General features: G+C 67.4%; 27 protein-coding genes and 1 other RNA gene. 12 read left to right on the top strand and 16 right to left on the bottom strand.

From position 1 onward, the window contains the following. Positions 1–15: 15 nt before the first annotated feature. From SM191_RS04415 to SM191_RS04390, 6 genes are read left to right on the top strand one after another with little or no spacing between them, the layout of a single operon-like run. Positions 16–1,371: an ExeA family protein gene (locus SM191_RS04415; protein ID WP_341505147.1), complete on the top strand. Its 1,356-nt coding sequence runs from the start codon at positions 16–18 to the stop codon at positions 1,369–1,371. 4 nt (positions 1,372–1,375) lie between these two features. After that, a complete protein-coding gene (locus SM191_RS04410) occupies positions 1,376–2,233 on the top strand; it encodes an XrtA system polysaccharide deacetylase (RefSeq protein WP_341505146.1) in 858 nt (285 codons plus the stop codon). After that, positions 2,230–3,267 carry a FemAB family XrtA/PEP-CTERM system-associated protein gene (locus SM191_RS04405; RefSeq protein ID WP_341505145.1) on the top strand — a complete coding sequence of 346 codons (1,038 nt, stop codon included), beginning with the start codon at positions 2,230–2,232 and terminating at the stop codon, positions 3,265–3,267. The genes SM191_RS04410 and SM191_RS04405 overlap by 4 nt, the downstream gene beginning before the upstream one ends. Continuing rightward, positions 3,264–4,424 (top strand): TIGR03087 family PEP-CTERM/XrtA system glycosyltransferase, encoded by a 1,161-nt coding sequence (locus SM191_RS04400; protein ID WP_341505144.1) that lies wholly within the window; start codon positions 3,264–3,266, stop codon positions 4,422–4,424. The genes SM191_RS04405 and SM191_RS04400 overlap by 4 nt, the downstream gene beginning before the upstream one ends. Beyond that, entirely contained in the window at positions 4,421–5,926 is a 1,506-nt protein-coding gene (gene xrtA, locus SM191_RS04395) for an exosortase A (RefSeq protein ID WP_341505143.1), read from the top strand. Before SM191_RS04400 ends, xrtA begins: the two co-directional genes overlap by 4 nt. A gap of 6 nt (positions 5,927–5,932) precedes the next feature. Next, a complete protein-coding gene (locus SM191_RS04390) occupies positions 5,933–7,816 on the top strand; it encodes an XrtA/PEP-CTERM system amidotransferase (RefSeq protein WP_341505142.1) in 1,884 nt (627 codons plus the stop codon). 52 nt (positions 7,817–7,868) lie between these two features. Here SM191_RS04390 and SM191_RS04385 read toward each other — a convergent pair whose 3' ends face one another. The 4 genes from SM191_RS04385 to SM191_RS04370 form a co-directional block, all read right to left on the bottom strand. Continuing rightward, on the bottom strand, positions 7,869–8,855 hold the full coding sequence (locus SM191_RS04385; RefSeq protein ID WP_341505141.1) for an alpha/beta hydrolase: 987 nt from the start codon (positions 8,853–8,855) through the stop codon (positions 7,869–7,871). Positions 8,856–8,963: 108 nt separating this feature from the next. Next, entirely contained in the window at positions 8,964–9,110 is a 147-nt protein-coding gene (locus SM191_RS04380; RefSeq protein WP_306999568.1) for a hypothetical protein, read from the bottom strand. After that, the gene (locus SM191_RS04375) at positions 9,110–10,159 is read right to left on the bottom strand and encodes a 1,9-bis(guanidino)-5-aza-nonane synthase (RefSeq protein ID WP_341505140.1); all 1,050 of its coding nucleotides are present in this window, start codon (positions 10,157–10,159) and stop codon (positions 9,110–9,112) included. The genes SM191_RS04380 and SM191_RS04375 overlap by 1 nt, the downstream gene beginning before the upstream one ends. A gap of 184 nt (positions 10,160–10,343) precedes the next feature. Next, positions 10,344–11,579 (bottom strand): type III PLP-dependent enzyme, encoded by a 1,236-nt coding sequence (locus SM191_RS04370; RefSeq protein WP_341505139.1) that lies wholly within the window; start codon positions 11,577–11,579, stop codon positions 10,344–10,346. 195 nt (positions 11,580–11,774) lie between these two features. On the opposite strand from SM191_RS04370, the gene SM191_RS04365 reads away from it, so the two are divergent. The 3 genes from SM191_RS04365 (at position 11,775) to mtgA (ending at position 13,701) form a co-directional block, all read left to right on the top strand. Then, on the top strand, positions 11,775–12,683 hold the full coding sequence (locus tag SM191_RS04365; RefSeq protein ID WP_445949808.1) for a threonine ammonia-lyase: 909 nt from the start codon (positions 11,775–11,777) through the stop codon (positions 12,681–12,683). Continuing rightward, positions 12,683–12,847 carry a hypothetical protein gene (locus tag SM191_RS04360; protein WP_341505137.1) on the top strand — a complete coding sequence of 55 codons (165 nt, stop codon included), beginning with the start codon at positions 12,683–12,685 and terminating at the stop codon, positions 12,845–12,847. The genes SM191_RS04365 and SM191_RS04360 overlap by 1 nt, the downstream gene beginning before the upstream one ends. Positions 12,848–13,026: 179 nt before the next feature. After that, the gene (gene mtgA / locus SM191_RS04355; RefSeq protein ID WP_341505136.1) at positions 13,027–13,701 is read left to right on the top strand and encodes a monofunctional biosynthetic peptidoglycan transglycosylase; all 675 of its coding nucleotides are present in this window, start codon (positions 13,027–13,029) and stop codon (positions 13,699–13,701) included. 188 nt (positions 13,702–13,889) lie between these two features. On the opposite strand, the gene SM191_RS04350 is transcribed toward mtgA, so the two are convergent. The 8 genes from SM191_RS04350 to SM191_RS04315 all read right to left on the bottom strand — a co-directional run bounded on the left by SM191_RS04350 (position 13,890) and on the right by SM191_RS04315 (position 19,522). Further along, complete coding sequence (locus SM191_RS04350; RefSeq protein WP_341505135.1) at positions 13,890–14,141, bottom strand: hypothetical protein; 252 nt, start codon at positions 14,139–14,141, stop codon at positions 13,890–13,892. Positions 14,142–14,215: 74 nt separating this feature from the next. Continuing rightward, positions 14,216–14,539, bottom strand: a complete 324-nt coding sequence (locus tag SM191_RS04345) for a YbaB/EbfC family nucleoid-associated protein (RefSeq protein WP_056434009.1) — start codon at positions 14,537–14,539, stop codon at positions 14,216–14,218. A 1-nt stretch (position 14,540) separates the two neighbouring features. Beyond that, a complete protein-coding gene (locus SM191_RS04340; RefSeq protein WP_341505134.1) occupies positions 14,541–16,220 on the bottom strand; it encodes a DNA polymerase III subunit gamma/tau in 1,680 nt (559 codons plus the stop codon). Between the two features lie 327 nt (positions 16,221–16,547). Then, positions 16,548–16,645: signal recognition particle sRNA small type (ffs, locus tag SM191_RS04335), an RNA gene on the bottom strand. Positions 16,646–16,715: 70 nt separating this feature from the next. Next, positions 16,716–17,012: a hypothetical protein gene (locus tag SM191_RS04330; protein WP_306999587.1), complete on the bottom strand. Its 297-nt coding sequence runs from the start codon at positions 17,010–17,012 to the stop codon at positions 16,716–16,718. A gap of 97 nt (positions 17,013–17,109) precedes the next feature. Further along, positions 17,110–17,415, bottom strand: a complete 306-nt coding sequence (locus SM191_RS04325; protein ID WP_341505133.1) for a 2Fe-2S iron-sulfur cluster-binding protein — start codon at positions 17,413–17,415, stop codon at positions 17,110–17,112. Next, entirely contained in the window at positions 17,412–18,473 is a 1,062-nt protein-coding gene (locus SM191_RS04320; RefSeq protein WP_341505132.1) for a cysteine desulfurase family protein, read from the bottom strand. Before SM191_RS04320 ends, SM191_RS04325 begins: the two co-directional genes overlap by 4 nt. Continuing rightward, positions 18,470–19,522: a cysteine desulfurase family protein gene (locus SM191_RS04315; protein ID WP_341505196.1), complete on the bottom strand. Its 1,053-nt coding sequence runs from the start codon at positions 19,520–19,522 to the stop codon at positions 18,470–18,472. The genes SM191_RS04320 and SM191_RS04315 overlap by 4 nt, the downstream gene beginning before the upstream one ends. Positions 19,523–19,632: 110 nt before the next feature. Between SM191_RS04315 and SM191_RS04310 the strand changes: the two genes are divergently transcribed. Further along, complete coding sequence (locus tag SM191_RS04310; RefSeq protein WP_341505131.1) at positions 19,633–20,289, top strand: alpha/beta hydrolase; 657 nt, start codon at positions 19,633–19,635, stop codon at positions 20,287–20,289. A gap of 69 nt (positions 20,290–20,358) precedes the next feature. Here SM191_RS04310 and SM191_RS04305 read toward each other — a convergent pair whose 3' ends face one another. The 4 genes from SM191_RS04305 to SM191_RS04290 form a co-directional block, all read right to left on the bottom strand. Next, positions 20,359–21,054 carry an aspartate/glutamate racemase family protein gene (locus SM191_RS04305; RefSeq protein WP_341505130.1) on the bottom strand — a complete coding sequence of 232 codons (696 nt, stop codon included), beginning with the start codon at positions 21,052–21,054 and terminating at the stop codon, positions 20,359–20,361. A gap of 48 nt (positions 21,055–21,102) precedes the next feature. Continuing rightward, complete coding sequence (locus SM191_RS04300) at positions 21,103–22,326, bottom strand: flavin monoamine oxidase family protein (RefSeq protein WP_341505129.1); 1,224 nt, start codon at positions 22,324–22,326, stop codon at positions 21,103–21,105. A 2-nt stretch (positions 22,327–22,328) separates the two neighbouring features. Beyond that, positions 22,329–23,234: an RNA polymerase sigma factor RpoH gene (gene rpoH, locus SM191_RS04295; RefSeq protein ID WP_007404166.1), complete on the bottom strand. Its 906-nt coding sequence runs from the start codon at positions 23,232–23,234 to the stop codon at positions 22,329–22,331. Positions 23,235–23,302: 68 nt separating this feature from the next. Continuing rightward, on the bottom strand, positions 23,303–24,250 hold the full coding sequence (locus tag SM191_RS04290) for an RluA family pseudouridine synthase (protein ID WP_341505128.1): 948 nt from the start codon (positions 24,248–24,250) through the stop codon (positions 23,303–23,305). Positions 24,251–24,267: 17 nt separating this feature from the next. On the opposite strand from SM191_RS04290, the gene SM191_RS04285 reads away from it, so the two are divergent. Further along, entirely contained in the window at positions 24,268–24,720 is a 453-nt protein-coding gene (locus SM191_RS04285; protein ID WP_341505127.1) for a M67 family metallopeptidase, read from the top strand. Next, positions 24,717–25,361: a histidine phosphotransferase family protein gene (locus tag SM191_RS04280; protein WP_341505126.1), complete on the top strand. Its 645-nt coding sequence runs from the start codon at positions 24,717–24,719 to the stop codon at positions 25,359–25,361. Before SM191_RS04285 ends, SM191_RS04280 begins: the two co-directional genes overlap by 4 nt. Positions 25,362–25,366: the final 5 nt, after the last annotated feature.

Below are 25,366 nucleotides of genomic sequence, written 5' to 3'. Positions count from 1 at the left end.
CCGAAAGGCACGATGATGTACGAGACCCATTTCGGTCTGGGCGAACGCCCGTTTCAACTGACGCCGGACCCGCGTTTCTGGTACGAGACCGCGACCCACGGCAAGGCGATGGCCTATCTGGGCTATGGCCTGGCGCAGGGTGAGGGCTTCATCGTCATCACCGGCGATGTCGGCGCGGGCAAGACGACGTTGGTCGGCCATCTGATCGAAACGCTCGACCCCCGGCGGTTGAAGGTGCTGCACATCGTGTCGACGGCGGTCGAGCCGCACGATCTGCTCCGCGTCCTGGCCGAACAGCTCAACGTCGATGCGCAGGGGCTGACCAAGGCGTCGCTGCTGTCCGGCATAGAGCGCGCGTTGCACGGCGTGGCGCGCGACGGTCGTCGCATCCTGCTGATCGTCGACGAGGCGCAGGCGTTGCCGCTCGGCTCGCTCGAAGAATTGCGCATGTTGTCCAACTTCCAGGCGGGCGGCCATGCGCTGCTCCAGATCCTGCTGGTCGGACAGCCCGAATTTCGCGAACGCCTGCTGGGTTCGGCAGCGGTCGAACAGCTTCGCCAGCGGGTCATCGCCATCCACCATCTGGACCCGATGGAGGCGGACGAGGTCCCCGATTACATCGCCCATCGCCTGGCGGTCGCGGGCTGGACCGGCCGCCCCGATTTCGCCGCCGATGCCTTCGACGCGCTGTACGCCGCGTCGAACGGCGTGCCGCGCCGCCTGAACGTGCTGGCGGGGCGCGTGCTGCTGCAAGCCGCGATCGAGGGGATCGAACTGATCGGCCAGGACACGGTCGAGAGCGTCGCCGCCGACATGGCTGCCGATATGGGCCGCGATCGCCTTTCCACGCTTCCCCCAACCGATGCCACTATCCCTGCGATCGAGGAACGTCCGATGAATGGCGCGTCGACGATGAAGTCCTTCAAGCTCAATGGTGCCACCGTTCATGTCGCGACGGACGGCAGCATGCGGTCGGCGATATTCGGCAATGGTCATGCGGCGATGCCGGTCCGCGCGGGCGACCCGATCCAGCGCACGCCCGTCACGCCGCAGGCCGAAGCGCCGCGCCACCGCGTCGTCGCGCCGCCGCCCGCACCGGAACCCGTCTCGCTTCGCCCCAAGCCCCAGGTTCAGGCAGAGCCCGAACCTCAGGTCGAGCCTGTCGCCGAAACCCCTGCCGCTACTTCGTCGGTCGCCGCGCTGGAAGACCGAGTCGCACAACTGGAAACGCGGCTGGCGCAGCAGGAAGCGGCGCTGCGCCGGGTCCTGACCCTGCTGGTCGAATGGTCGGAGATCGACAATCGGGGCGGTGACGCCCGCCGGGAAGACGTCTCCACCATCCGACCGGGGGCGTGGGGCCATGCCGCCTGAGGGCATGACCGACACCCGTCAACCGATCAACGGCATGTCGGTGGATGTCGAGGAATGGTTTCAGGTCGGCGCGTTTGAAAAGACGATCGACAAGGCGGACTGGGATCGCCTCGACAGCCGGGTCGAGGCGAATACCGATGCCGTGCTGTCGCTGTTCGCCGAGACGGGCACGCGCGCGACCTTCTTCACGCTGGGTTGGGTCGCGCATCGCCACCCTTCGCTGATCCGCCGCATCGTCGATGCCGGGCATGAGATGGCGAGCCATGGCTGGGACCATCAGCGCGTCTTCACCATGACCGCCGACCAGTTTCGCGCCGACTTGGCCCGCGCGCAGGTGGCGATCGAGGATGCGAGTGGGCAGGCCGTCACCGGCTATCGCGCGCCCAGCTTCTCGATCGACCGCCGCACGCCATGGGCGCATCCGGTGCTGGCCGAGGCGGGCTATCGTTATTCCTCCAGCGTCGCGCCGCTTCGCCACGACCATTATGGCTGGGCGGAGTCGCCGCGCTATGCGTGGCGACCGGTGGCCGATTCCGACCTGATCGAGCTGCCGGTGACGGTCGCGCAGTTCGGTCAGCGGCGGCTGGCGACGGGCGGGGGCTTTTTCCGGTTGCTCCCGGCCAGGCTGACCGATGTCGCGGTCGGGCAGGTCCAGCGCGACGCGCACGGCGCGATCTTCTATTTCCACCCCTGGGAAGTCGATCCCGGCCAACCGCGCGTGGCGAACGCGCCGCTGCGCTCGCGCATCCGCCATTACAGCCGCCTGGGCGCGATGGCGGGCAAGTTGCGGGGGTTGCTGACCCGCCATGACTGGGGCCGGGTTGATCAGGTCGCGGCCGAGGAAGCGGCGCGCCTGGCATGAGCGCGGGCGGCCCGAATATCCGCGTCGCCGATCTGGCGCGCGAGACGGAATGCGCGCGGATCGATGCCTTCGTCATCGCGCAGGCGGAGGGAACGCCCTTTCACCTGACCGGATGGCTGAAGGCGGGGGCGGCGGGCTGCGGACAGACGGCGCATTACCTGATCGCGGAAGATGGCGAGGGTGCGATCACCGGCGTCCTGCCGCTCAGCGAAATCCGATCGCCCTTGTTCGGGGCGGCGATGGTGTCGACGGGCTTCGGTGTCGATGGCGGTGTGCTGGGCGGGCATGGCGATGCGCTGGCCGATGCGGCCTGGGCGCTGGCGACAGAGCGCAAGATCGGCTCGGTCGAGTTGCGCGGCGGGCCGGTTCCCGATGGCTGGACGGCGGATGCGGACAGCTATCTGGGCTTCGTCCGCCCCTTGGCGGCGGATGACGAGGCCGAGTTGAAGGCGATCCCGCGCAAGCAGCGGGCCGAGGTGCGCAAGGCGCTGTCGCAGGAACTGGAGGTGGTGACGGGCCGCGATCCGGCGATGCTGGCCGAGCATTACCGCATCTATGCCGAGTCGGTCCGCAACCTGGGGACGCCGGTCTTCCCGGCCCGGCTGTTCCGCGAGGCGGTGGCGCGGCTCGATGCCGATGTGCTGACCGTGCGGCACGGGGGACGGGCGGTGGCGAGCGTGCTGAACCTCTATCATGGCGGCACCGTCTACCCCTATTGGGGTGGGGGGACGCAGGCGGCGCGGGGGCTTCGCGCTAATGACATGATGTATTTCGCGCTGATGCGCCATGCCCGCGCGCGGGGCTGTCACAGCTTCGATTTCGGTCGCTCGAAGGTTGGGACGGGCGCGGCGGCGTTCAAGAAGAATTGGGGGTTCGAGGGGCGGCCGCTGGTCTATGCCAGCCGCAGCGCGACGGGGCCGCGCGCGATCAATCCGCTCGACCCCAAATATGCGCTGATGATCGCGATGTGGAAGCGCCTGCCGGTCTGGGCGGCACGGCTGGCGGGGCCGCCGATCGCACGGGGCCTTGGGTGAGGGACCTGCTGTTCCTGGCGCACCGCGTGCCCTTTCCTCCCGACCGTGGCGACAAGATCCGCAGCTATCACGTCCTGCGGCACCTGGCGCGCGAGTGGCGCGTGCATCTGTACGCCTTTGGCGAGAGCGAGGCGGACTTGGATCCGCCGCCCGCGTTTCGCGACCTGCTGGCGAGTTGCCATATCGTCCGCCGGACCAGGTCGATGCCGGTCGCGGCGATCCAGGCGCTGGCGAAAGGCGAACCCATCTCGCTCCCCGCCTTCGCGCATCCCGACATGGCACGCGCGGCGGCGCGGGTGCGGGCCGATCACCGGATTGCAGCGACCTACATCTTTTCCGGCCAGATGGCGCAGTATCGCGGGCCCGAGCCGACGGTCATGGACATGGTCGATGTCGACTCCGCCAAATTCGCCGCCATGGCGCCAAAGGCCCGTTGGCCGATGCGCGCGATGCTGACGCGCGAGGCGAAGCGGCTGGGTGATTATGAGCGCCGGGTTGCCCGCGAGGTCGATGCGACGCTGTTCGTCAGCGAGGCGGAGGCGGCGCTGTTCCGCGCGGGCGGCGGGCAGGGGCGGATCGTCGCCATCGAGAACGGGATCGACGCCGCGACCTATGACCCCGATGCGATCCGCGAGCCGCGTTCGGACGAGCCCCTGATCGTCTTCACCGGGCAGATGGACTATCGCCCCAATATCGACGCGGTGACGCGCTTCGCCACGCGCATCCTGCCGCTGGTCCGCGCCGCCTGCCCGTCCGCGCGGTTCGCCATCGTCGGACGCGCGCCGACCCCGGCGGTGCGGCGTCTGGCGGGGGAGGGGGTGATCGTCACCGGCGAGGTGCCCGACACCCGCCTCTGGCTGGCCCGCGCGCATGTCTGCGTCGCGCCGCTGGACCTGGCGCGGGGTATCCAGAACAAGCTGCTGGAGGCGATGGCGATGGCGCGGCCCGTCGTCGCCTCGACCGCGGCGGCGGAGGGGATCGACCATGGCGGCACCATCGCGGTGGCGGAAGGGGATCGCGACTTCGCCGACCGGGTGATCGCCGCGCTGAACGGCCCCGCCGACAATGGCGCGGCGCGCGCGCGGGTGCTGGCCCGCTATGACTGGGCGGCCCGTCTCGCGCCGCTGGACCTGTTGCTGAAGGATGTGGCGGCGTGACACTGGGGGAGCGGATGAAGCCGGGGCGCTGGACCTGGCATCTGGTGCTGCTGGGCGCGGCGGCGCTGGCGGTGCTGTTCCTCTTCCGGCGCGATGCGGCGCATCTGGTCGATATCTGGTGGACCAGCACGACCTATGGCCATTGCCTGTTCATCGGCCCGGTCGTCGGCTGGCTGATTTGGCAGCGTCGCGCGGAGCTGTCGCAATTGACGCCGGTCGCCTGGTGGCCGGGGCTGTTGCTGGTCGCGGGCGGCGGGTTGCTCTGGCTGCTGGGCGAGTCCGCCACCGTCGCGCTGGTCCGGCAATTGGGGCTGGTCGGGGTGATCGAGGGACTGGTCGTCACCCTGCTCGGCCCGATGGTCGTGCGGGGGATGCTGTTCCCGCTCGCCTATGCCTGGTTCCTGGTGCCGTTCGGCGCGGAACTGGAAAAGCCGCTCCAGCAGATCACCGTGTCGATCGTCATGCCCCTGCTCGACTGGAGCGGTATCCCCGCCTCGGCCGACGGCGTGCTGATCCATGCCGGACGCTATTGGTTCGAGGTGGCGGAGGCCTGTTCGGGGTCGAAATTCGTCCTCGCCATGGTCGCCTTCGCCGCGCTGGTCGCCAATCTGTGCTTCAAGTCGCCCTGGCGGCGCGCCATATTCATGATCGTCTCGCTGATCGTGCCGGTGCTCGCCAATGGCGTGCGCGCCTGGGGGACGATCTTCGCCGCCGACAAGACCTCGATCGAGGTGGCGGGGGGCGTCGATCACATCATCTTCGGCTGGGTGTTCTTCGCGATCGTGATGGCGGCGGTGCTCGCGATCGGATGGCAGTTCTTCGACCGCTCGCCCGACGATCCCGCCTTCGATCCCCAGAGGCTGTCGGCCAGGCCGGGGCATCGGACCGACCCGTTGCTGGCGGCGGCGCTGGCGGTGACGATCACCGCCCTCTATCCCAGTTGGAGCGGCTTTGCCGGATCGCGCACCGCGACACTCCCCGCCCGGATGGCACTGCCCGATGTGCCGGGCTGGAGTCCGGCGGAGCAGGTCAGCGTGTGGCGGCCCTATTATCCCGGCACGGATGCGGTGCTGATGCGCAGCTACAAGGACGCCGACGGGCATCAGGTCGATCTGGCGGTCGCGGTCTTTTCCCGCCAGCGCGAGGGGGGCAAGCTGGGCGCGTTCGGCACCGGTATCCTGCACGAGGACGATCGCTGGATCCGCGTCGCCGATCTGGGCCGGATCGCGGGCGGCGACGGGGTGCGGCTGATCACGACCGGGTCGAACGGCCAGCAGGTGCAGCGCGACGTTGCGACCTGGTACCGGATCGGCGATAGGCTGACCCCGGATATGCGAGGCGTGAAGATCGAAACGATGAAGGCCCGCCTGCTGGGCCAGCGCCAGACCGCGGTGGCGATCCATGTCGCGAGCGAGGGGGACGATCCCGCCGCGATCCAGGCCTTTGTCCGCGCACTCGGCCCGGTGGATGCGTTCGCCGACCGGCTGACCGGGGCACGCTGACCGCGCATGTGCGGGATCGCCGGTCTCTTCCACCCCGCCACGCCCAAGCCGGTCGATCCCGCCCGGTTGCGGGCGATGATCGGGGCGCAGGCGCATCGCGGCCCGGACGGGCAGGGGATATGGACCGCGCCGGGCGTCGGCTTCGCCCATGCGCGGCTGTCGATCATCGACATCGAAGGATCGCCCCAACCGATGGTCGAGGACGAGGTCGCCGTCTGCTTCAACGGCGAGATCTATAATTACCGCGAATTGCGCGAGGAATTGCGCGCGCGCGGCGCGGTGTTCCACACCGATGGTGATACCGAGGTGTTGCTGCATGGGTGGCGGCACTGGGGGCCGTCGATGCTCCACCGGCTGGTCGGTATGTTCGCCTTCGCCATCCACGATGCCAAGGCGGGATCGCTGTTCCTGGCGCGTGACCGGCTGGGGGTGAAGCCGCTGCACTGGGCGGAACTGCCCGATGGCGCGGTTGCCTTCGCCTCCGAGATGAAGGGGGTGCTGGCGCATCCGCTGTTCCGCCGCCGACCGGATATCTGCGCGGTCGAGGATTATCTGGCGCTGGGTTATGTGCCCGACGATGCCAGCATCGTCGCGAGCGTCAACAAGCTGGCCGCCGGGCATTTCCTGTTGATCGAACGCGGGCGGGGCATTCCCCGGCCGCGCCTGTGGTGGGACGTGGACTTCTCCCATCGCGAAAACGGCACGGCGGCGCAACTGGGCGAGGGGCTGCTCGACCGGATGCGCGAGGGGGTGACCAGCCGGATGGTCGCCGATGTGCCGCTGGGCGCGTTCCTGTCGGGCGGGGTGGACAGCTCGGGCGTCGTCGCGCTGATGGCGGAGGCGTCCCCGCGCGCCGTCCGCACCTGCACCATCGGCTTCGAGGAAGCGGGCCATGACGAGCGCGGCTATGCACAGGCGATCGCCCAGCGCTTCGCCACCGACCATGTCGAGCGGGTGGTCCGGGCGGACGATTTCTCGCTGATCGACACGCTGGTCGCGCAGTTCGACGAGCCCTTTGCCGATGCCTCCGCGCTGGCGACCTATCGGCTGTGCCAGTTGGCGCGCGAGCATGTGACGGTCGCGCTGTCCGGCGACGGCGCGGACGAGGCGCTGGCTGGCTATCGCCGCCATGTCTTCCATGCGGGCGAGGAGCGGGTGCGCGGTCTGTTCCCGGCGGATCTGCGCGCCGGGCTGTTCGGGACGCTGGGCCGTTTTTACCCCAAGGCGGATTGGGCACCGCGTCCGCTCCGCGCCAAGACCACGCTGCTCGCGCTGGGGATGGACGGGGCGGAGGCCTATGCCCGCGCGGTCGGCGTCACCAGTCCCGAATGGCGGGCGCGGTTGTTCTCGAAGGAAGCCAAGGCGGCGCTGGGCGGCCACCGCGCCGAGGATCGCTATGTCGCCGCGATGCGCGCTGCTCCCGCGCGCGATGCGATCGACCGGGCGCAATATGCCGACCTGAAGATCTGGCTGCCCGGCGATATCCTGACCAAGACCGACCGCACCTCGATGGCGGTCGGGCTGGAGGCGCGGGAGCCGCTGCTCGACCACCGGCTGGTCGAATATGCCGCGCGCCTGCCCGCCGCGATGCGGATACGCGGTGGCCAGGGCAAATGGCTGATGAAGAAGGCGCTGGAGCCCTATCTGCCGCGCGACATTCTCTATCGCCCCAAAATGGGGTTCGTGACGCCGATCAGCGCGTGGTTCCGGGGCGCGCTGGCCGAGGACGCCGCGCGGCTGGAGCATAGCGGCCTGCTGCGCGAGACGGGATGGTTCGAGCTGGCCGAACTGGGGCGGATGGCGGCGGATCACCGGGCGGGGCGGGCGGATCATGGACGCACGCTGTGGCAGATGCTGATGCTGGAGCGGAGCCTGACGCGGTTGTTCTGAGGGGAGCAATTCCCGCCCTCCGCTCAGCGCGAACGGAGGATGGGATAGGGCATCACCCCTTCAATGACTGCGTGATCCAGCGATTAAACAGATCCGGCCACAGTCGTTCGGGCGACCCCTCGGGCGCACTCAGCGCGCCGAAGCCATGGCCGCCGCGCTCGAAGAAATGCGCCTCGACCGGCACCTTTGCCGTGCGCGCTTGGGTCAGCACGTCGAGCGACTGGTCGATCGGCACCAGCCCGTCATCGACCGCATGGACCAGGAACAGCGGCGGCGTGCTCGCGTCGATCCGGCGCGGCGTGTCGTAGCGGGCCTTGGTCGCTGCGTCGGGATCGGGTCCGAGCAGATTGTCGCGCGACCCGGCATGGGTGGTCGGGGTCGACAGGCTCGCGACCGGATAGATCAGGCCCGAAAAGCGCGGCTTCGCCGATTGCCGGTCGGCGGCGTCGATGGCGGCATAGACTTTGTCGTCATGGCCGACCGTCAACGAGGCGGCGAGGTGCCCGCCCGCCGAAAAGCCGACAATGCCCAGATTGGTCGCGTCGATGCCATAGCGCCCGGCATTGGCACGGATCAGCCGCATCGCACGCTGCGCATCCTGAAGCGGCACGTCGGCCTGACGGTCCCAGCCTTCCGAGGGCAGGCGATAGGACAGGGCGAACACCGTGATGCCATGCGGATTGAGCGTCCGGGCGACGTCGATCCCCTCATTCTGGATCGACACGAAGCCATAGCCGCCACCGGGGATGGTCAGGACCGCGCGACCATCGGGACGTTCGGGGCGGAAGACGGCGACGATCGGGTCGGCGGTGCCGCGCAGCCACAGATTCTGCTGTCCGGCGGGGCCGTTCATCGAGGGATTGGGGGTGGGCATCTTGGCCCGGGCCCCTGGCGGGCGGCCGGGCCAGAGCGCGAAATGTTCGGCAGGAGGCCAGGGCGTCATCGCTCCGGCGGTGGTCGTGGGCGTGGCTTGCGCGGTCGCCCGTGTCGTCAGCGGTGCTGCGGCCATCGCCCCGATCAGGGTGCGTCGATCGATCACTGTCTTCCCCTCCGTATCGCGCATGGCAGCGCTATGGCGTGGAGGGTGCCGGGGCGCGGCGGGCCAGGCAAGTGAAAAGGGCGGAACCCTTCGGTCCCGCCCCCTCACTCAATGACCGTATTTCTTGATCCCGCGACGGCGCAGCTTTTCGCGCTTGCGCCGACGCATATAGGGGATCGCGAAGGCCACGACCGACAGCAACACTGCCCCAATAATTAGATAGGCAAGCTGCTCTCGTTCAAGAAACTCTAACATCAGTCGAAAATCGCTCCCCAACGACGCTTGGCGCGCTCACGCCAATGGCCGCGATGATAAGCGTCCGAGGCAAGGAGCGGCATGACAGAACCAGCTTCGGCGAATACCATCTGTTCGAGGGTCGTGTCCACCTTGCCCCAGCTCGCGGCTTCCTTCAGCGTCGAAGACGAGCAGGCGCCGTCGCGAACATCGGCGACGGTGATCTGCACCGCGTACTTGTGCATCTCGACATCGTCATGGCCCAGGATTTCGGCGCAAACCACCGTATCCTGGATGAAATTCTTGGGAACGCCGCCGCCGATCATCAGCAGGCCGGTGGTGCCGGCCTTGATCTTGATATCCGTTAATTCGCGGAAATCGGCGATGGCATCGAGCACCATATAGGGCTGATTATTTTTCATCCGCTCGACCTGATGCTTCACCAGACCGAAGCCCGCCGACGAATCGACGAATGCCGGGCAGAAGATCGGCACGTCATGCTCATATGCCAACTTGACGAGGCTGTTTTCTTTCTTTCCGTGTTCGGACAGATACTTGCCCATTTCACGGATGAACGCACGGCTCGAATAGGGCTTCGGCTCCAGCGAGTCGGCGATCTTGCCGATCGTGTGGTCGCAATCCTGAAGCTGCTCTTCGTCGATATAGGTGTCGTAGATGCGGTCGATGTAGAGCGAACGCAGCGTGTTGTCGTCCGGCACTTCCAGCGCCTGATAATGCTTGTGGCCCAGGCCCTCGAAGAAATCCATGTCGACGATCGACGCGCCGGTCGCGACCACGCCGTCGATCATGTTCGAGCGGAGCAGCTCGGCATAGAGGTCCATGCAGCCGCCCGCCGAGGTCGAGCCCGCGATGACGAGGAAGATCGAGCAGTCCTTGTCGGCCAGCATCTGGTTATAGATGCCCGTCGCGCGCGCCAGGTCGCGGCTGGTGAAGCTCATCTTGCCCATCGAATCGATGATCGGGCGGGCGTCGAACTTGGTGATGTCGATATGCTCGACCACGCTGGAGAGCAGCTCGGCCTTACGGTTGTCGTTGATCGTGTCGGTCATGATGGTTCCATCATCATCGAGAAGCCGCCGTCGTTATTGGGGACGCGGTAACCCGGCTGGCCCGGACCTGCGGCATGCGCGGGACCGGAATGGGAAGGGGCCTTATCGCGGTGAACGCCGCAATGCCACCCCATTCCCCTCCCGCCGAAGCGGAAGGGGATAAAGGCGTGCTAAAGTCGCTGGGTTACAGCTTGACGACGTTGGCGGGCAGGGCCTGCTCGACATCGTCGCGATAGACCGAGAGCATGGGCTCGTCGTCGGTCGTCACGAACTCGGCGCAACCGAAGCCGTTGAACTGGGTGCGCATGGCCTGGCCGTAGGCGCCCAGCATCCCGATCTCGAAATAATCGCCGGTGTTCGTGTCCGCGGGCAGCGGGAACGGACCCTGCATATAGTCGAGATCGTCGCAGGTCGGGCCCCAGAAGCTGAAGTCCATGTCGCGCGCGTCCGAGTCCGGCTCGCGCAGCAACTGGACCGGATACTTCCACCCGATATGCGCCGCATCGAACAGCGCGCCATAAGCACCGTCGTTGATATACAGTTCGTTGCCGCGGCGACGCTCGACGCGCACCACGACGGACGAATACTCCGCGCACAGCGCCCGACCCGGTTCGGCCCAGAGTTCGGCCGAATAGGACACCGGCAGGCTCTCGAACGCGCGGTGGATCGTCTCGAAGAAACGCTCCAGCGGCGGCGGGGTCATGCCCGGATAGGCCGAGGGGAAGCCGCCGCCGACATCGATCACGTCGACGGTCACCGCCGCCGCGACGATCGCCGCGCGCACCCGCTCCATCGCCGCCGAATAGGCGTCGGGCGTCATGGTCTGGCTGCCGACATGGAAGCAGATGCCCAGCGCATCGGCGACCTGGCGGGTCGCGATCAGCAGATCCTTCGACTCTTCCAGGCTGACGCCGAACTTCGAACCCAGGCTCAGCTTCGCATATTCCGACGACACGCGCATGCGGACGCACAGGGTCAGGTCCGTCGCGCCCTTGGTGGCGCGGACGATCTTGTCCAGTTCTTCCAGGCTGTCGAGCGAAAAGGTGCGGACGTCGTGGGTGAAATAGGCCTCGGCGATCGCCTCTTCCGATTTCACCGGATGCATGAAGCAGCAGACGGCCTGCGGGACGACCGACTTCACCATCCGCACTTCCGCGATCGAGGCGGTGTCGAAATGGGTGATGCCATTGTCCCACAGGATCTGGATCAGATCCGCGGACGGATTCGCCTTCACCGCATACATCGGCCGACCCGGAAACTTCTCGACGAAGAATCGGGCGGCGCGCGCAGCGGCGTGCGGGCGAAGCAGCGTGACCGGATCAGCCGGGCGACGCTTGGCGATGTCGATGCCGCGCTCCAGGTTGGAGGGGACGGCGGTCGAGTGGGCAGCTAGCCCCAGCGCGCGATGATTCTGGTGCAACTCAAGGGACCTCCAATTGCCTGACGGCATACGGTGACAAAAAGCTGCCTTGCGGTTGGAAGTCCCATGGGGCAGCGGAGGCGCGAAATAGGGTCCGCTTTTTCGAATGTAAAGCGGTAGAAAGGGCGTCGGAGATAAAAAGTGACAATCTTAAGACAGCCGACAAAAGCAGGGGTCCGCGACGCGGCCGAAAAGATCGCGCGCGTGTTGTCGTCATCGCCAATTTTCCCTTTTTCTATCAATGGGAAAGCGGTGGTTTTCAAGGCGGAATGCTTGCAGCCCATCGGTGCGTTCAAATTGCGCGGCGCGTGGCATCGGTTGACCGCATTGGACGCGCAATCGCGGGCGCGTGGCGTCGTCGCCTTCTCTTCGGGCAATCATGCGCAGGGAATCGCCTGGGCCGCGCGGCGGTTGGGAATCGCCGCGACGATCGTGATGCCCGCTGACGCGCCCCCCTCCAAGCGAGAGGGCACCTTGGCACTGGGAGCGGAGATCGTAGACTACGACCGCGCGACCGAGAGCCGGGAACTGATCGCCCGCCGACTCGCCGAGGCGCGGGGCGCGACGCTGGTGCCCAGCTTCGATGACCCCTGGGTGATCGAGGGGCAGGGCTCGGCCGGGATCGAGGCGGCGGCGCAGATGGCCGCGCTCGGGCTGGGCGTGCCGGGACATGTCGTGACGCCCTGTGGCGGCGGTGGGCTGGCGGCGGGGCTGACCCTGGCGCTACCCGACGCGAAGGTGACGGTGGTCGAGCCCGAAGGCTGGGACGATATGCGCCGCTCGCTGGAGGCGGGGTGGATCGAGCCGGTCGGGGACAATCCGCCGCCGACCGCCTGCGACTCGCTCCAGACGACGCGCGTGTCGCCGCTGACCTTCGAGGTACTGGCGCGGCGCGGGGCGGAGGGCGTCGCGGTCAGCGAGGCGGAAGTCGCGGCGGCGCAGCGCTTTGCGGCGGAACGGTTGCGGCTGGTGGTCGAGCCGGGCGGGGCGGTGGCGCTCGCGGCGCTGCTGGCGGGCAAGGTCGCGGTAGAGGAGGGGATGCTGGTCATCCTGTCGGGTGGTAATGTCGACCGTGCCGCCTATGCGCGGGTGCTGGCGGGCTGATGGAGGGGATCGCGCAGGCCGCGCCGGGGATCGCGATGCTGGCTGCCTTCGCCTGTGTCGCCGGCGGAGTCTTCACCATCCGACGCGGGGATCGGTCGAAGGGGGCGCTGATGCTGGTGATGGCGGTGGTGCTGGTGGGGAATGTCCTGATCTGGACGATGTAGCGATCCTCCCCGGTACGGGGAGGTGGCAGGGCGTAGCCCTGACGGAGGGGGGCTTCCCCAGGGGACATGGCTTGCCGCACGCCCCCTCCACCACCGCTTCGCGGCGGTCCCCCTCCCCGTGCCGGGGAGGATCGTTGAGGGAAGTGACCTCATCACCAAACCCCGCTAAGACCCACCCTATGTTCCGCATCGCTCGCTGGGCCCTGAAGGCCGTGCTCGCCTTTGTGATCCTCAGTGTCGTCTGGGTCGGCATCTATCGCTTCGTGCCGCCGCCCTATACCTTCACCATGCTGGGCGACGCGCTGGGCGGGCATGAGGTGACGAAGGACTGGATGCCGCTGTCCGAGATGGACCCGGACATGGCGCGCGCCGCCATCGCGGGTGAGGATGCGCGCTTCTGTTCGCATCATGGCTTTGATTTCAAGGCGATGGCCAGCGCCGCCTATCGCAACGCCGAGGGCGGCCGGATCCGGGGCGGTTCGACGATCAGCCAGCAGACCGCGAAGAACGCCTTTCTGTTCCAGGGCGGCGGCTATGTCCGCAAGGCGTTCGAGGCGTGGTTCACCTTCCTGATCGAAACGCTGTGGGGCAAAAGGCGGATCATGGAGGTCTATCTCAACATCGCCGAGACGGGGATCGGCACCTATGGGGCGAATGCCGGGGCGATGCGCTATTTCGGGCATGACGCCTCGCACCTGTCGCCCACGGAAGCGGCGCGGATCGCGGCGGTGCTGCCTTTACCGAAGAAGCGGGCGGCGGTGGCGCCGACCGGGTTCGTGCGGCGGCATGGCAATGTGATCGCGCGCTATGTCGGCGTTGTGCGGCGGCAGGGATTGGATGCCTGTATCCGGTAGGGGGCGGTCTCGGTGAGACACCTTTCCCTCCCCCATCCCCTCCCGCCTGCGGGAGGGGTGTGCCTGGGGTGGGCGATCAGTTCAGCCAACGCATCGCAGGCGCATGACGCCCGCCAGGTAGCACGCCCCTCCCGCAGGCGGGAGGGGATGGGGGAGGGCCTCGCCACACGCGACGAAGCCCCAATCCATTACTTCCCGTCACCCGAAATCGCGTCGCCCGCCTTCTTGGCGGTATCGCCGACGCTCTGGGCCGCCGAGGTCACGGCCGCATCGCGCCGGTTCTCCGCGCCACCCCGGCTGAACAGATAGAAGCCACCGATCAACACCGCGACCAGCAGGACGATCGCGATCGCCATGCCGCCACCGCCGCTGCGACGCTCGATCACTGTGGTATGGGGCTGCTGATTGCCATAGGTTTCGGTCACACGTTCGTCGGCCATGACATTCCCTCCTCTTATGGTGAGGCCAGCAACGTCATGACCGCGATACCGTTCCACAAGCGCCGGAAAGCGGATCAGAAGGGCAGCTTGAACCCCGGCGGCAGCGGCAGGCCGCTGGTCATCTTGGACATTTCGCTGCCCGAGGCCGCATCCGCCTTGGTGCGCGCGTCGTTGATCGCGGCGGCCAGCAGATCCTCCAGCATCCCCTTTTCCGACGGCTGCATCAGCGAGTCGTCGATGGTGATTCCGATGATCCGGCCCTTGGCCGATGCCTTCACCTTGACCAGACCGCCGCCGGAGACGCCCTCGACCTCGATCGTGTCGAGATTGGCCTGCGCCTTTTCGAGTTCGTTCTGGACGTTCTGGGCCATGGCCAGGATTTCGTCGAGATTCTTCACATCATGCTCCGTTCATACTGCGTTTGCCGGGCCATTCCATGAGTTCGGCCTCGGGGAAAGCCTCGCGGGCGGCGCGGACCATGTCCGATTCCCACGCGGCGGTCTTGATCGCTTCCTCGGCCGCCATCTGCTGTTCGTGCAGCGTGGGTTGGCCGGGCATGTCCTCCATCGTGATGCGCCAGACCTGGCCGGTCGCGGATTTCAAGGCCGCCACCAACTCGCTCAGCGTATCGGTCGCGATGGGGCGTGATCCGCTGAACACGACCTCCGGTGGGGCATAACGCACGAGACGCGCGCCGTGGCGCAACCGCGCCGCCAGCGCCAATTGCCCCATATCGTCCAGCCGGTCGATCATCGCGACGAAGCTGTCGGGCAGCTTGGGCGGCTCGGGCTCGGCGGGTGGCGGGGGAGGGGCGAGGGAGACCGGAGCGGGCGTGGGAGCCGCCTGATGCGTCACCGCGGGAGCAGTCGGGGCGGAGACGCCGCCATCGCGAATCTGCCGCGCCAATTCACCCGGATCGGGCAGCGTCGAGGCATGGATCGCGCGGAGCAGTGCCATTTCCGCCGCCTCGATGGGCAGGGCGGCGCGCGCGACCTCGTCATGCCCCTTCAGGAACAATTGCCATAACCGGTGCAGCGCCGGGAAGCTGAGCGACCCCGCCCATTCCTCGCGCGCGGCCCGCTCCTCCAGCGGCTGGGCGGCGTCAGGCGGCGTGCCGACCTTGGTCAGGGTGATGCCGTGCACCGTCTCCAGCAAGGACCGCAGCACCGATTGCGGGTCGACGCCATAATCATATTGCCGCCGAAGCGACGCCAACGCCCCCGCGCCGTCGCCGTTCAGGATCAGCCCCAGAAGGTCGCGCACCGCGCCGCGATCCGACAGGCCCAGCATCTCGCGCACCGCCGCCGCCGTCACGCCGCCGCCCTCCAGATCGGCATGGGCGATCGCCTGGTCCAGGATCGACAGGCCATCGCGCGCCGATCCTTCCGCCGCGCGGGCGACCAGCATCAGCGCCTCGTCCTCGGCGGTGACGCCTTCCTTGACGCAGATGTCGGCGAAATGCGCGGCCAGCTTGTCCGCCGTGATCCGCCGCAGGTCGAAACGCTGGCAGCGCGACAGGACGGTGATCGGAACCTTGTTCACTTCCGTGGTGGCGAACAGGAACTTCACATGGGCGGGCGGTTCCTCCAGAGTCTTCAACAGCGCGTTGAAGGCGTTCTTGGAGAGCATGTGGACCTCGTCCACGATGTAGATCTTGAATCGCGCCGACACGGCGGCATAGCGCGACGCCTCGATGATCTCGCGCACGTCGTCGACGCCGGTATGGCTGGCGGCGTCCATCTCGATCACGTCGATATGGCGGCCCTCGGCGATGGCACGGCAGGGCTCGCACTGGCCGCAGGGGGTGATGGTCGGGCCGCCGGTGCCGTCGGGGCCGACGCAGTTGAGCGCCTTGGCGATCAGTCGCGCGGTCGAGGTCTTGCCCACCCCGCGCACGCCGGTCATCAGGAACGCATGGGCCAGCCGGTCGCGCTTGATCGCATTGCCCAGCGTCTGGACCATCGCGTCCTGCCCGATCAGCGCGTCGAAGGTCTGCGGCCGGTATTTGCGCGCGAGGACACGATACGCCTCGGGCTTTGCAGGCTGGGGCGGTTCGCCCAGGTCGAACGAATCAGCCATGCCGGGGCCGGGAGATCGGGGTGTTGGAAAGCATCGCCGACCAACATAGGCGCTCCGACCCGCGCCGTCAGGTGGAATCGTAATAACCGTCAGTAGCGTCAGTACCGGCAGCGCCGTCATCCCAGCACCGTCATTACCGTCATCCCAGCGAAGGCTGGGATCTCTCACGAGCGGGCCAGCACACGGTGAAAGGCCCCAGCCTGCGCTGGGGCGACGGAAAAATTATGCATTATCGTCATCCCAGCGAAGGCTGGGATCCCTCACGAGCGTGGCCAACACACGACGAAAGGCCCCAGCCTGCACTGGGGCGACGAATGTCTAATGTCGGAGGGTGGGAGCCGGGACGACCCGCAGCGAAATCGTTGCGGCTGCTTCCGTCAGGACCTGACCGGGTTGGCGATGACTACGTCCGCCCGACTCCCGCCGCGCATATGGCGAAACGGGGCCGGGGGATCAAGTCCTTATCCCACCGGCCCCGTCGGTCATGTCATCGCCTCAGCGACGGAAGCACTGGCGTTGCGGCCCGTTCCAGGTCCGCACCCAGCGGCAGGTCACGCGCGGACGGCCATAGCCGCGCCAGCCCGGACCACGCTCGTAACCGCCGCGATGCCAGCCGGGGCCACGGTCCCAGCCACGTCCGCGATCCCAACCCGGTCCGCGATGGGGCCCGCCCGGCCCGCGATCCCAGCCGGGGCCCCGGCCCCAGCGATCATGCGGCGCGGCTTCGGCGGGGGCGGCGGCGATGCCGCTGACAGCGATCAGACCGGCGCCCAAGACAGCAAGAAGTTTCATAACGCTTTACTCCCGGTGGACCCGCCCTTCGGCGAGCATGGGAGAAGAATGCCGAATCGCCGATGATTGCGTGCTGAACCAACTCGTTATCGGGTGTTCAGGGAAGCCGGGCGGTCAATCCGTCCAATCGGTCGTCCATGACGATCTGGCAGGCGAGGCGGCTGAAGCGCGTGGCATCGGGCACCAGATCCAGCATATCCTCCTCCTCGGGCGAGGGCGGGGCGAGGCGGTCGATATAGGCCGGATCGATCAGCACATGGCAGGTCGCGCAGGACATTTGCCCGCCGCAGGTGCCCTCCATCGGCTGGCCCGCCCGTTGTCCGGCGCGGAGCAGCGTCTCGCCGGGCGAGGCCTCGGCGGGGAGGGCATGACCGTCGCGGCCGATGAAGCTCAGGGCGATCACGGACGCTGCACCTTGGCCGCCGTCACCAACTGGTCGAGGGCTTGGAGCAATTCGGCCTCCGTCGTGTAGCGCCCGAAGCCCAGCCGGATCGAGGATTTCGCCTGCGCGCCGTTCAGGCCTAGCGCGGTCAGGACATGGCTGGTCCGTCCCGATCCGCTGGCACAGGCGCTGCCGGCGGAAAAGGCGATGTCGCGGCAATCGGACATGAGCCGCGCCACGTCCAGCCCTTCGCGACGGACGTTGAGGTTGCCGTGATAGCGCCGGGTGGTCGAGCCGTTGACCGTCCAGTCCGGGCCGAGCCGCTCCACCGCCAGCGTCCACAACCGCTCGACATGCACGCGATCCGCCTCGGCGTGCGTCGCCATCAGCCTCGCCGCCGCGCCGAACCCGGCACAGAGCGCGGGGCTGAGCGTGCCCGAACGCCCGCCCTCCTGATCCCCGCCATGAAGCAGCGGGGGCAGGGTGATGCCGTCGCGCATCCACAATGCGCCGATACCTTTGGGGCCATGGATCTTGTGCGCCGACAGCGCGACCAGATCGACGCCATCGGGAATGGCGATCCGGCCATAGCCCTGCACCGCGTCGCACAGCATCCAGGCACCTACGCGATGGGCGTCTTCGGCCAGCGCCGCGATGGGCTGGATCGTGCCGATCTCGTTGTTGACCAGCATGGCGGCGACCAGAGCCGTGCCCTCCGCCATGGATTCCGGCGTGACCAGACCCTCGCCATCGACCGGCAGCACGGTCAACGGTCGTCCGGGCGCGCGTGCGGTGTCGAGAACGGCGGCATGTTCGATGGCGGTGGTGACGATGCCGCCGCTCACGCCCTTGATCGCCCAGTTGAGCGCCTCTGTCGCACCGCTGGTAAAGACCACCCGCCCGCCCGTGGGGAGTAGCGCCGCCACCTGATCGCGCGCCACCTCCACCGCTGCGCGCGCCTGTCTTCCGGCGCGGTGGGGGGAATGGGGATTGGCATGACCCTGTTCCAGCCAGGGGAGCATCGCCTTCAACGCTTCGGGGGCGAGCGGAGTCGTCGCCTGGTAATCCAGATAGATCACGCCGCCTCCACCCGCTGGCCCCGCGATATGGCGCGCCAGGCGGTGACGAAGCGGTCGACATCCTCGCGCGTCGTGGTCCGGCCGAAGCTGACCCGCACCACCTCGCGCCCCGCCTCCACGCTCCAGCCTAGGGCGGACAGGACATGGCTGGGCTTCAGGCTGCCGCTGGCGCAGGCGCTGCCCGCCGATACCGAGATTTGCGCGAGATCGAACTGGATCAACTGTGCGGCGGAGGGCTTGCCGGGCATATGATAGCTGGCGATGGCGGGATGGCGGCGGCTGGCGTCCGCGACGACGATCCCGCCCGAACGACGGATCGCATCGTCGAGGTGCGCGCGCAGGTCGCAATGATCCGGCTCGGGCTCGGCCAGCGCGGCGGCATAGCCCAGCACGCCCGGCATATTCTCGGTGCCGGGGCGATAGCCGCGCTCCTGCCCGCCGGTGGGGGCCAGCAGGCTCAGGTCGCGGACCAGCAACGCGCCGATCCCCGGGGGCCCACCCCGCTTGTGCGCCGACAGGGCGACGAGGTCGGCATGGTCAATCACCTCCGGGTCGGCCCCCGCAGGCATTTGCGCGGCATCGACCAGCAGGATGTGCCCGGCGGCGTGAATGACCTCCGCAAGTTGCGCGATGGGCTGGCGCATACCCGTTTCGCTATTGGCCCATTGCACCGTCACGACCGCGCGGGGGCCATCGAGGTCGGGCAGGCGCAGCACGCCATCGGCCCCGACCGGCATGACGATCGCCTCCGGGGCGGCGCGCAGCACCGCGTCGTGATCGATCGCGCCGACGAAGCGCCGCTCCGCCATCGTGCGGGTCAGCGCGATGGACAGGGATTCGCTCGCCCCGCTGGTGAACAGGATGTCGTGCCGCCAGCCCAGCGAACGGGCGATGCTTCCGCGCGCATCCTCCAGCGCGCGCTTGGCGGCACGCCCTTCGGCATGGGGGGAGGAAGGGTTGGCCCAGATCGCGCAGCCCTCCGCCAGCGCGGCGCGGGCCGCGTCGGTCATCGGGGTGGTGGCGGCATGATCGAGATAAAGACGGGACAGGGTTCGTTGCCTAGCTGGAATGATCGAACAATTGCGAAAATGACGCTTCGGCCTATATAGCGCAACGTTCCGGGTGCTCCACCAGCGCCCTTCCAGATCGGCGAGTTTTGATGCCCGAAGTCATTTTCCCCGGCCCCGAAGGCCGCCTCGAAGGCCGTTTCGCTCCCGCTCCGCGTCCGCGCGCGCCCGTCGCGATGATCCTGCACCCCCATCCCAATGCGGGCGGCACGATGAACAACCGGATCGTGCAGGAACTCTACAAGACCTTCCAGCGGCGCGGCTTCGCGACGCTGCGCTTCAACTTCCGGGGTGTGGGCAAGAGCCAGGGCACGTTCGACAACGGTATCGGCGAACTGTCCGACGCGGCCTCGGCGCTCGACTGGGTGCAGAGCTTTCATCCGGAAGCGTCGACCACCTGGATCGCGGGCGTCAGCTTCGGCGCGTGGATCGGGATGCAGTTGCTGATGCGCCGCCCGGAGATTCGCGGCTTCATCTCGGTCGCGCCGCCCGCCAACATGTACGACTTCACCTTCCTGGCGCCGTGCCCCTCCTCGGGCATCATCATCCAGGGCGAGGGCGACGAGGTCGCGACCCCGGCGGCGACCCAGAAGCTGGTCGACAAGCTGCGCACCCAGAAGCACATCACCATCCACCACGACACCATCCCCAAGGCCAACCACTTCTTCGAGCATGAGATGCCCGAGCTGATGGGGTCGGTGGACCGGTATCTGGACATGCGGCTGGACCCGAACTCGCCGATCCGGTGAGGGGGAAGACCTCGCGATAGCGAAAGGGCCTCGGCGGAAATCGGGGCCTTTTTCGTGTGTGGGGCTCGCTCAGTCGGTCAGTGCCATGTCGATGGCCGCCTGGGCATGCAGCGCGGTCGTATCGAAAATGGGCACCGGGCTGTCGTCGGGGCCGATCAGCAGCATGATCTCGGTGCATCCCAGGATGATCGCTTCGGCACCCTGTTCGACCAGGCGTCCGATGACCGTCCGATAGGCTTCGCGCGACGATCCCAGCACTCGGCCTGCGACTAGTTCATCATAGATCACCCGGTGCACCGTTGCCCGGTCGGCGGCATCGGGAATGACGACGTTCAGCCCGTGTCGATCCGCCAGTCGCCCCTTGTAGAAATCCTGCTCCATGGTGAAGGCCGTGCCGAGCAGCCCCACGGTGCGCAGGCCCGCCGCCTTGATCCGCTCCGCCGTCGGATCGGCGATGTGCAACAGGGGAATGGCCGTTGTCGCCTCGATGGCGGGTGCGGTCCGGTGCATGGTATTGGTGCAGATCACCAGGAAATCTGCACCGGCGGCCTCCAGCCTTTGCGCGGCATCGGTCATGCGCGCGGTCAGGCCGGCCCAGTCGCCTTTATGCTGAAGTGCCTCGATCTCGGCGAAGTTGAAGGACCAGAGCAGGCACGAGGCGGATGCCGTCGGACCCAGCCGCTCACGAACGCCCTGATTGATAAGGCGATAATATTCGGCCGAGCTTTCCCAACTCATGCCGCCCACCAATCCTATCGTCCGCATCCGCTTATCCTATGGCTGTCGCGAGCAGGATAGAGGGATGGGCCGAACTCACAAGGCGGGATGGATGATCAGGCGCGCTGCCGCCACGCCCGTCTCATAAGCCCCGTGCGCGGTCGAGAAATCATCGCGCGAACAGGCCTCGCCCGCGAAGAACAGGCGGTCGTCGACCGGTTGGGCCAGCGCTTGGCGCGCCTTGGTGTGGCCGACCTTGGCATGGCTGTAACTGCCGCCGATCAGCGGTGCATGCCGCCAGCGTGTTGCGTCCAGTGGGGTAAGCCGCCGTCGCCAGTCGCTGCCGAGCAATCTGACCAGTTCGTCGATGGCGAATTGCGCCGCCGCGTCGTCTTCCTCCAGCGCTTCGGCGCAGGGACCGCCGAAGAAGCTCTCGATAATCGGCCAGCCGAAGGGCGATAGGCGGTGGCTGGCGGTGCAGTGGGAATGCGGATTGCCGGTCAGATGCGCATGGGCGGGCCAGGGCAGGGGGCCCTCGACCGACAGGAAGACCTTGTCCGCGATGCCCAACGGCAGCGCGGCGGCGGCCTCCTGCTTGGCGGGCAAAGGCGGGTCGAAGGTGAGCTTGCCTTCCGCCAGCACCGGGGTGGGAACGGCAATAACGACATGCTCCGCCTCAAGCGTACCCCGGGAGGTTTCGATGCGGATCGTCTTGCCGCGATGGTCGATCCGGCTCGCGGTCACGCCGGTGCGCACCGGCATGTCGCTCGCATGGTTCACGATGACCGTGCCATAGCCCTCGACCACGGCCCAATTATCGTCGGTGGCGGCGTTCTCATAGGCCGCCCAATCGTGCAGCGACACTTGGGCGAGCGATGCGCCATTGGCATAGCCGGAGATGGCGTCGATCATAGGCCGCCACGGATCGTCCGCCGCCACAAAATCGGACAGCGGTCGGTCGGGCCCGTCGAGTGCGGTCATGGCGGCTTCCTCGAACCGGGCATGAGCCTCGCCCGAGGCGCGTTTCTCGTCGGGGGAAAAGCCCAGGTCGTTCCACTGGACCTGCCAATTGGGGGAGCGGCGGTCGATGGTGAAGCCCGCCTGCTCGGCGATGGCGGTCCATGGGTTGCGCTTGGCCGAATGGAGCCAGCCACAGCCATGATCGACGACATGGCCCGTGGGAAGGCGTACGCTGCGCGCCCGTCCGCCCAGCCGGTCCGCGGCTTCGATCAGCAGGACATCCCACCCCGCCTCATGCAGCGTCCGTGCCGCCGCGATCCCGGCCGCGCCGCCGCCGATGACGACGGTGCGGCCGGTCATGCTCAGGCGGCCGCCAGCAGCCGCTTCTCACCGGCGATACGCATCATCGCCTTTTGCAGCTTCTCGAAGGCGCGCACCTCGATCTGGCGGACGCGCTCGCGGCTGACGCCGTAAACCTGGCTCAGTTCTTCCAGCGTCTTGGGATCGTCGGTCAGGCGACGTTCGGTCAGAATATGCTTTTCGCGATCGTTCAGGTCGTCCATCGCGCTGACCAGCATGTCGTGGCGGACATCCGCCTCCTGCTGCTCGGCGACGACCGAGTCCTGAAGCGGCGCGTCATCGGCCAGCCAGTCCTGCCACTGGCCCTCGCCATCCTCGCGCATCGAGACGTTGAGCGAGGTATCGCCCCCCATCGCCATGCGGCGGTTCATGCTGATGACCTCGTCCTCGTTGACGCCCAGATCGGTGGCGATCTTGGTCACGTCCTCGGGCCGCAGGTCGCCGTCCTCGAACGCGTCGAGCTTCGACTTCATCCGGCGCAGGTTGAAGAACAGCTTCTTCTGCGCCGCCGTGGTGCCCATCTTCACCAGGCTCCAGGAGCGCAGGATATATTCCTGGATCGAGGCGCGGATCCACCACATGGCATAGGTGGCGAGGCGGAAGCCGCGATCCGGCTCGAACTTCTTCACGCCCTGCATCAGGCCGATATTGCCCTCCGAGATCAGCTCGGAGGTGGGCAGGCCATAGCCGCGATAACCCATCGCGATCTTCGCCACGAGACGCAGGTGCGAGGTGACGAGCTGGGCCGCCGCCTCGGGATCGCCATGCTCCTGAAAGCGCTTGGCGAGCATATATTCCTGCTCCGGGGCAAGGATCGGGAATTTCTTGATCTCGGCCAGATAGCGGTTGAGCGACTGCTCCCCGCCGAGCGCAGGAATCGTCGCCGGGACGTTGCTGCCTTTTGCCATGATCCTTATCTCCCTTTCTGGAGCTTCATTCCGTCTGGCCCGTCGCTCGGGCGCGAGGCGGTCTTCTGCTATACGTGAAGCCGACTGAACAGTTCCTGCATATCGGCGGGCATCGGGCTCTCAAACGCCAAAGCGTTACCGCTTATAGGATGAATAAAGCCCAGATGCGCCGCGTGCAGGGCTTGGCGCCGGAAATCGAGCGATTCGAGCAGGGCTTTTTGAGCACCCTTTGTTCTACCATAGACCGGATCGCCCAGCAAGGCGTGACCCAGCGACTGCATATGCACCCGCACCTGATGCGTGCGACCCGTCTCCAACCGGCATTCGACCAGCGCGGCGTTGTTCAGTTTTTCAATGGTGCGATAATGGGTGACGGCGCGCTTGCCGCTCTGGACGATGGCGACCTTCTTGCGGTTGAGCGGGCTGCGCGCGAGCGGTGCGTCCACGGTGCCGTCGGCGGGACGCGGGATGCCGCCGGTGATCGCGCGGTAGCGGCGGTCGATCGAATGCGCCGCGAACTGCTTGGCGAGCCCTTCGTGGGTACGGTCGGTCTTCGCCGCGACCATCAGGCCGGAGGTGTCCTTGTCGATCCGGTGGACGATGCCCGGCCGAGCGACGCCGCCGATGCCCGACAGCGACCCGCCGCAATGATGGAGCAGCGCGTTGACCAAAGTCCCGTCGAGATTGCCCGCCGCCGGATGCACGACCAGCCCCGCGGGCTTGTCGATGACGATCAGATGCTCGTCTTCATAAGCGATGACGAGCGGGATATCCTGCGCTTCGTTATGCGCCGGGGTCGGGGCGGGCACGGCGACCTGAAAGACGTCGCCCGCCGCCGCGCGCTTGGCGGGGTCGCGGGCCATCGTGCCGTCGCGCGTCACCGCGCCGCTGGCGATCAGCACCTTCAGCCGTTCGCGCGACAAAGTCGGCACCGCATCGGCCAGCGCGCGGTCCAACCGCCAGCCGTCCGCTGTGGGCGCGATCCGCGCATCGATGATGGAAACCCCCCGGTCCATGGCCTAGTAAATTGGGCATGACCGTAACGATTTCAAGCGACGCTCTGGATTTGATCGACAAAAGCGCCGCCGCCTCGCCCGATCGCGAAATCTGCGGACTGCTGCTCGGCGAGGGGGATCATATCACCGCCGCCATGCCGTGCGCCAATGTCGCCGCAGAGCCGTGGCACCGGTTCGAGATCGATCCCGCCGCGCTGATCGCCGCGCACCGGGCGGCGAGGAGCGGCGGTCCGGCGGTCGTCGGCCATTATCACTCGCACCCGACCGGGCTGGCCGAACCGTCGCCCCGCGACGCCGCCGATGCGGTGCCGGACGGCTCCATCTGGCTGATCGCGGGCGGAAATGGGGTCACCGCCTGGCGCGCGGTGGTGGCGGGTCGGCGTCATGGGCGGTTCGATCCGCTCGACCTTGCTTGCGTCGATGGGACAGCCGCGCCACAAGGGCCCTATTCGTCGAAGGATTTTGCATGACCGTCAGTTCGGTGGATTTCGCGAGCCTGTTGTGTTCGCGACTGTGCCACGATCTTCTGTCGCCGGTGGGGGCGCTCAACAACGGGCTGGAGCTGCTCGCTGACGAGACCGATCCGGCGATGCGCGAACGCTGCATGGAATTACTGGCGGACAGCGCGCGCGCCTCGGCCAACAAGCTGAAATTCTTTCGCCTGGCCTTCGGCGCGGGTGGCGGCTTTGCCGACCGGGTCGACATGGGCGAGGCGAAGGCGGCGATCGAGGGGCTGCTGGTCGACAATCGCCGCACGACGCTGGGCTGGCTGGTCGAGCAGCCCAGCCTGCCCAAGCCCGCGGTCCGCATTCTGATGAACCTGGCGCTGATCGCGACCGAGGCGCTGGCGCGCGGCGGCACCATCGACATCGGCGCGGAGGCGGGGCGCGAGGCGATCGAGATCGCGATCCGGATCGAGGGGCCGCGCATCCTGCTCGATCCCGAAATCCGCCGGACGCTGATGGAAGGGCAGGGGACCGAGCCGCTGGCGTCACGCACCGCGCCCGCCTTCTTGGTCCATACGCTGACCACCGAGCATGGCGGCATGACGCTGGTCACCGAACCGGCCCCCAATACCATGATCCTGGGGGCGGCGATCCGCGCGGGGTAAACACC

It is taken from the genome of Sphingomonas sp. 2378 (assembly GCF_038084995.1).
Lineage (GTDB): Bacteria > Pseudomonadota > Alphaproteobacteria > Sphingomonadales > Sphingomonadaceae > Sphingomonas.
The sequence above is the reverse complement of the archived record's forward strand: the minus strand, read 5'-3'. Positions and strand labels throughout refer to the sequence as shown.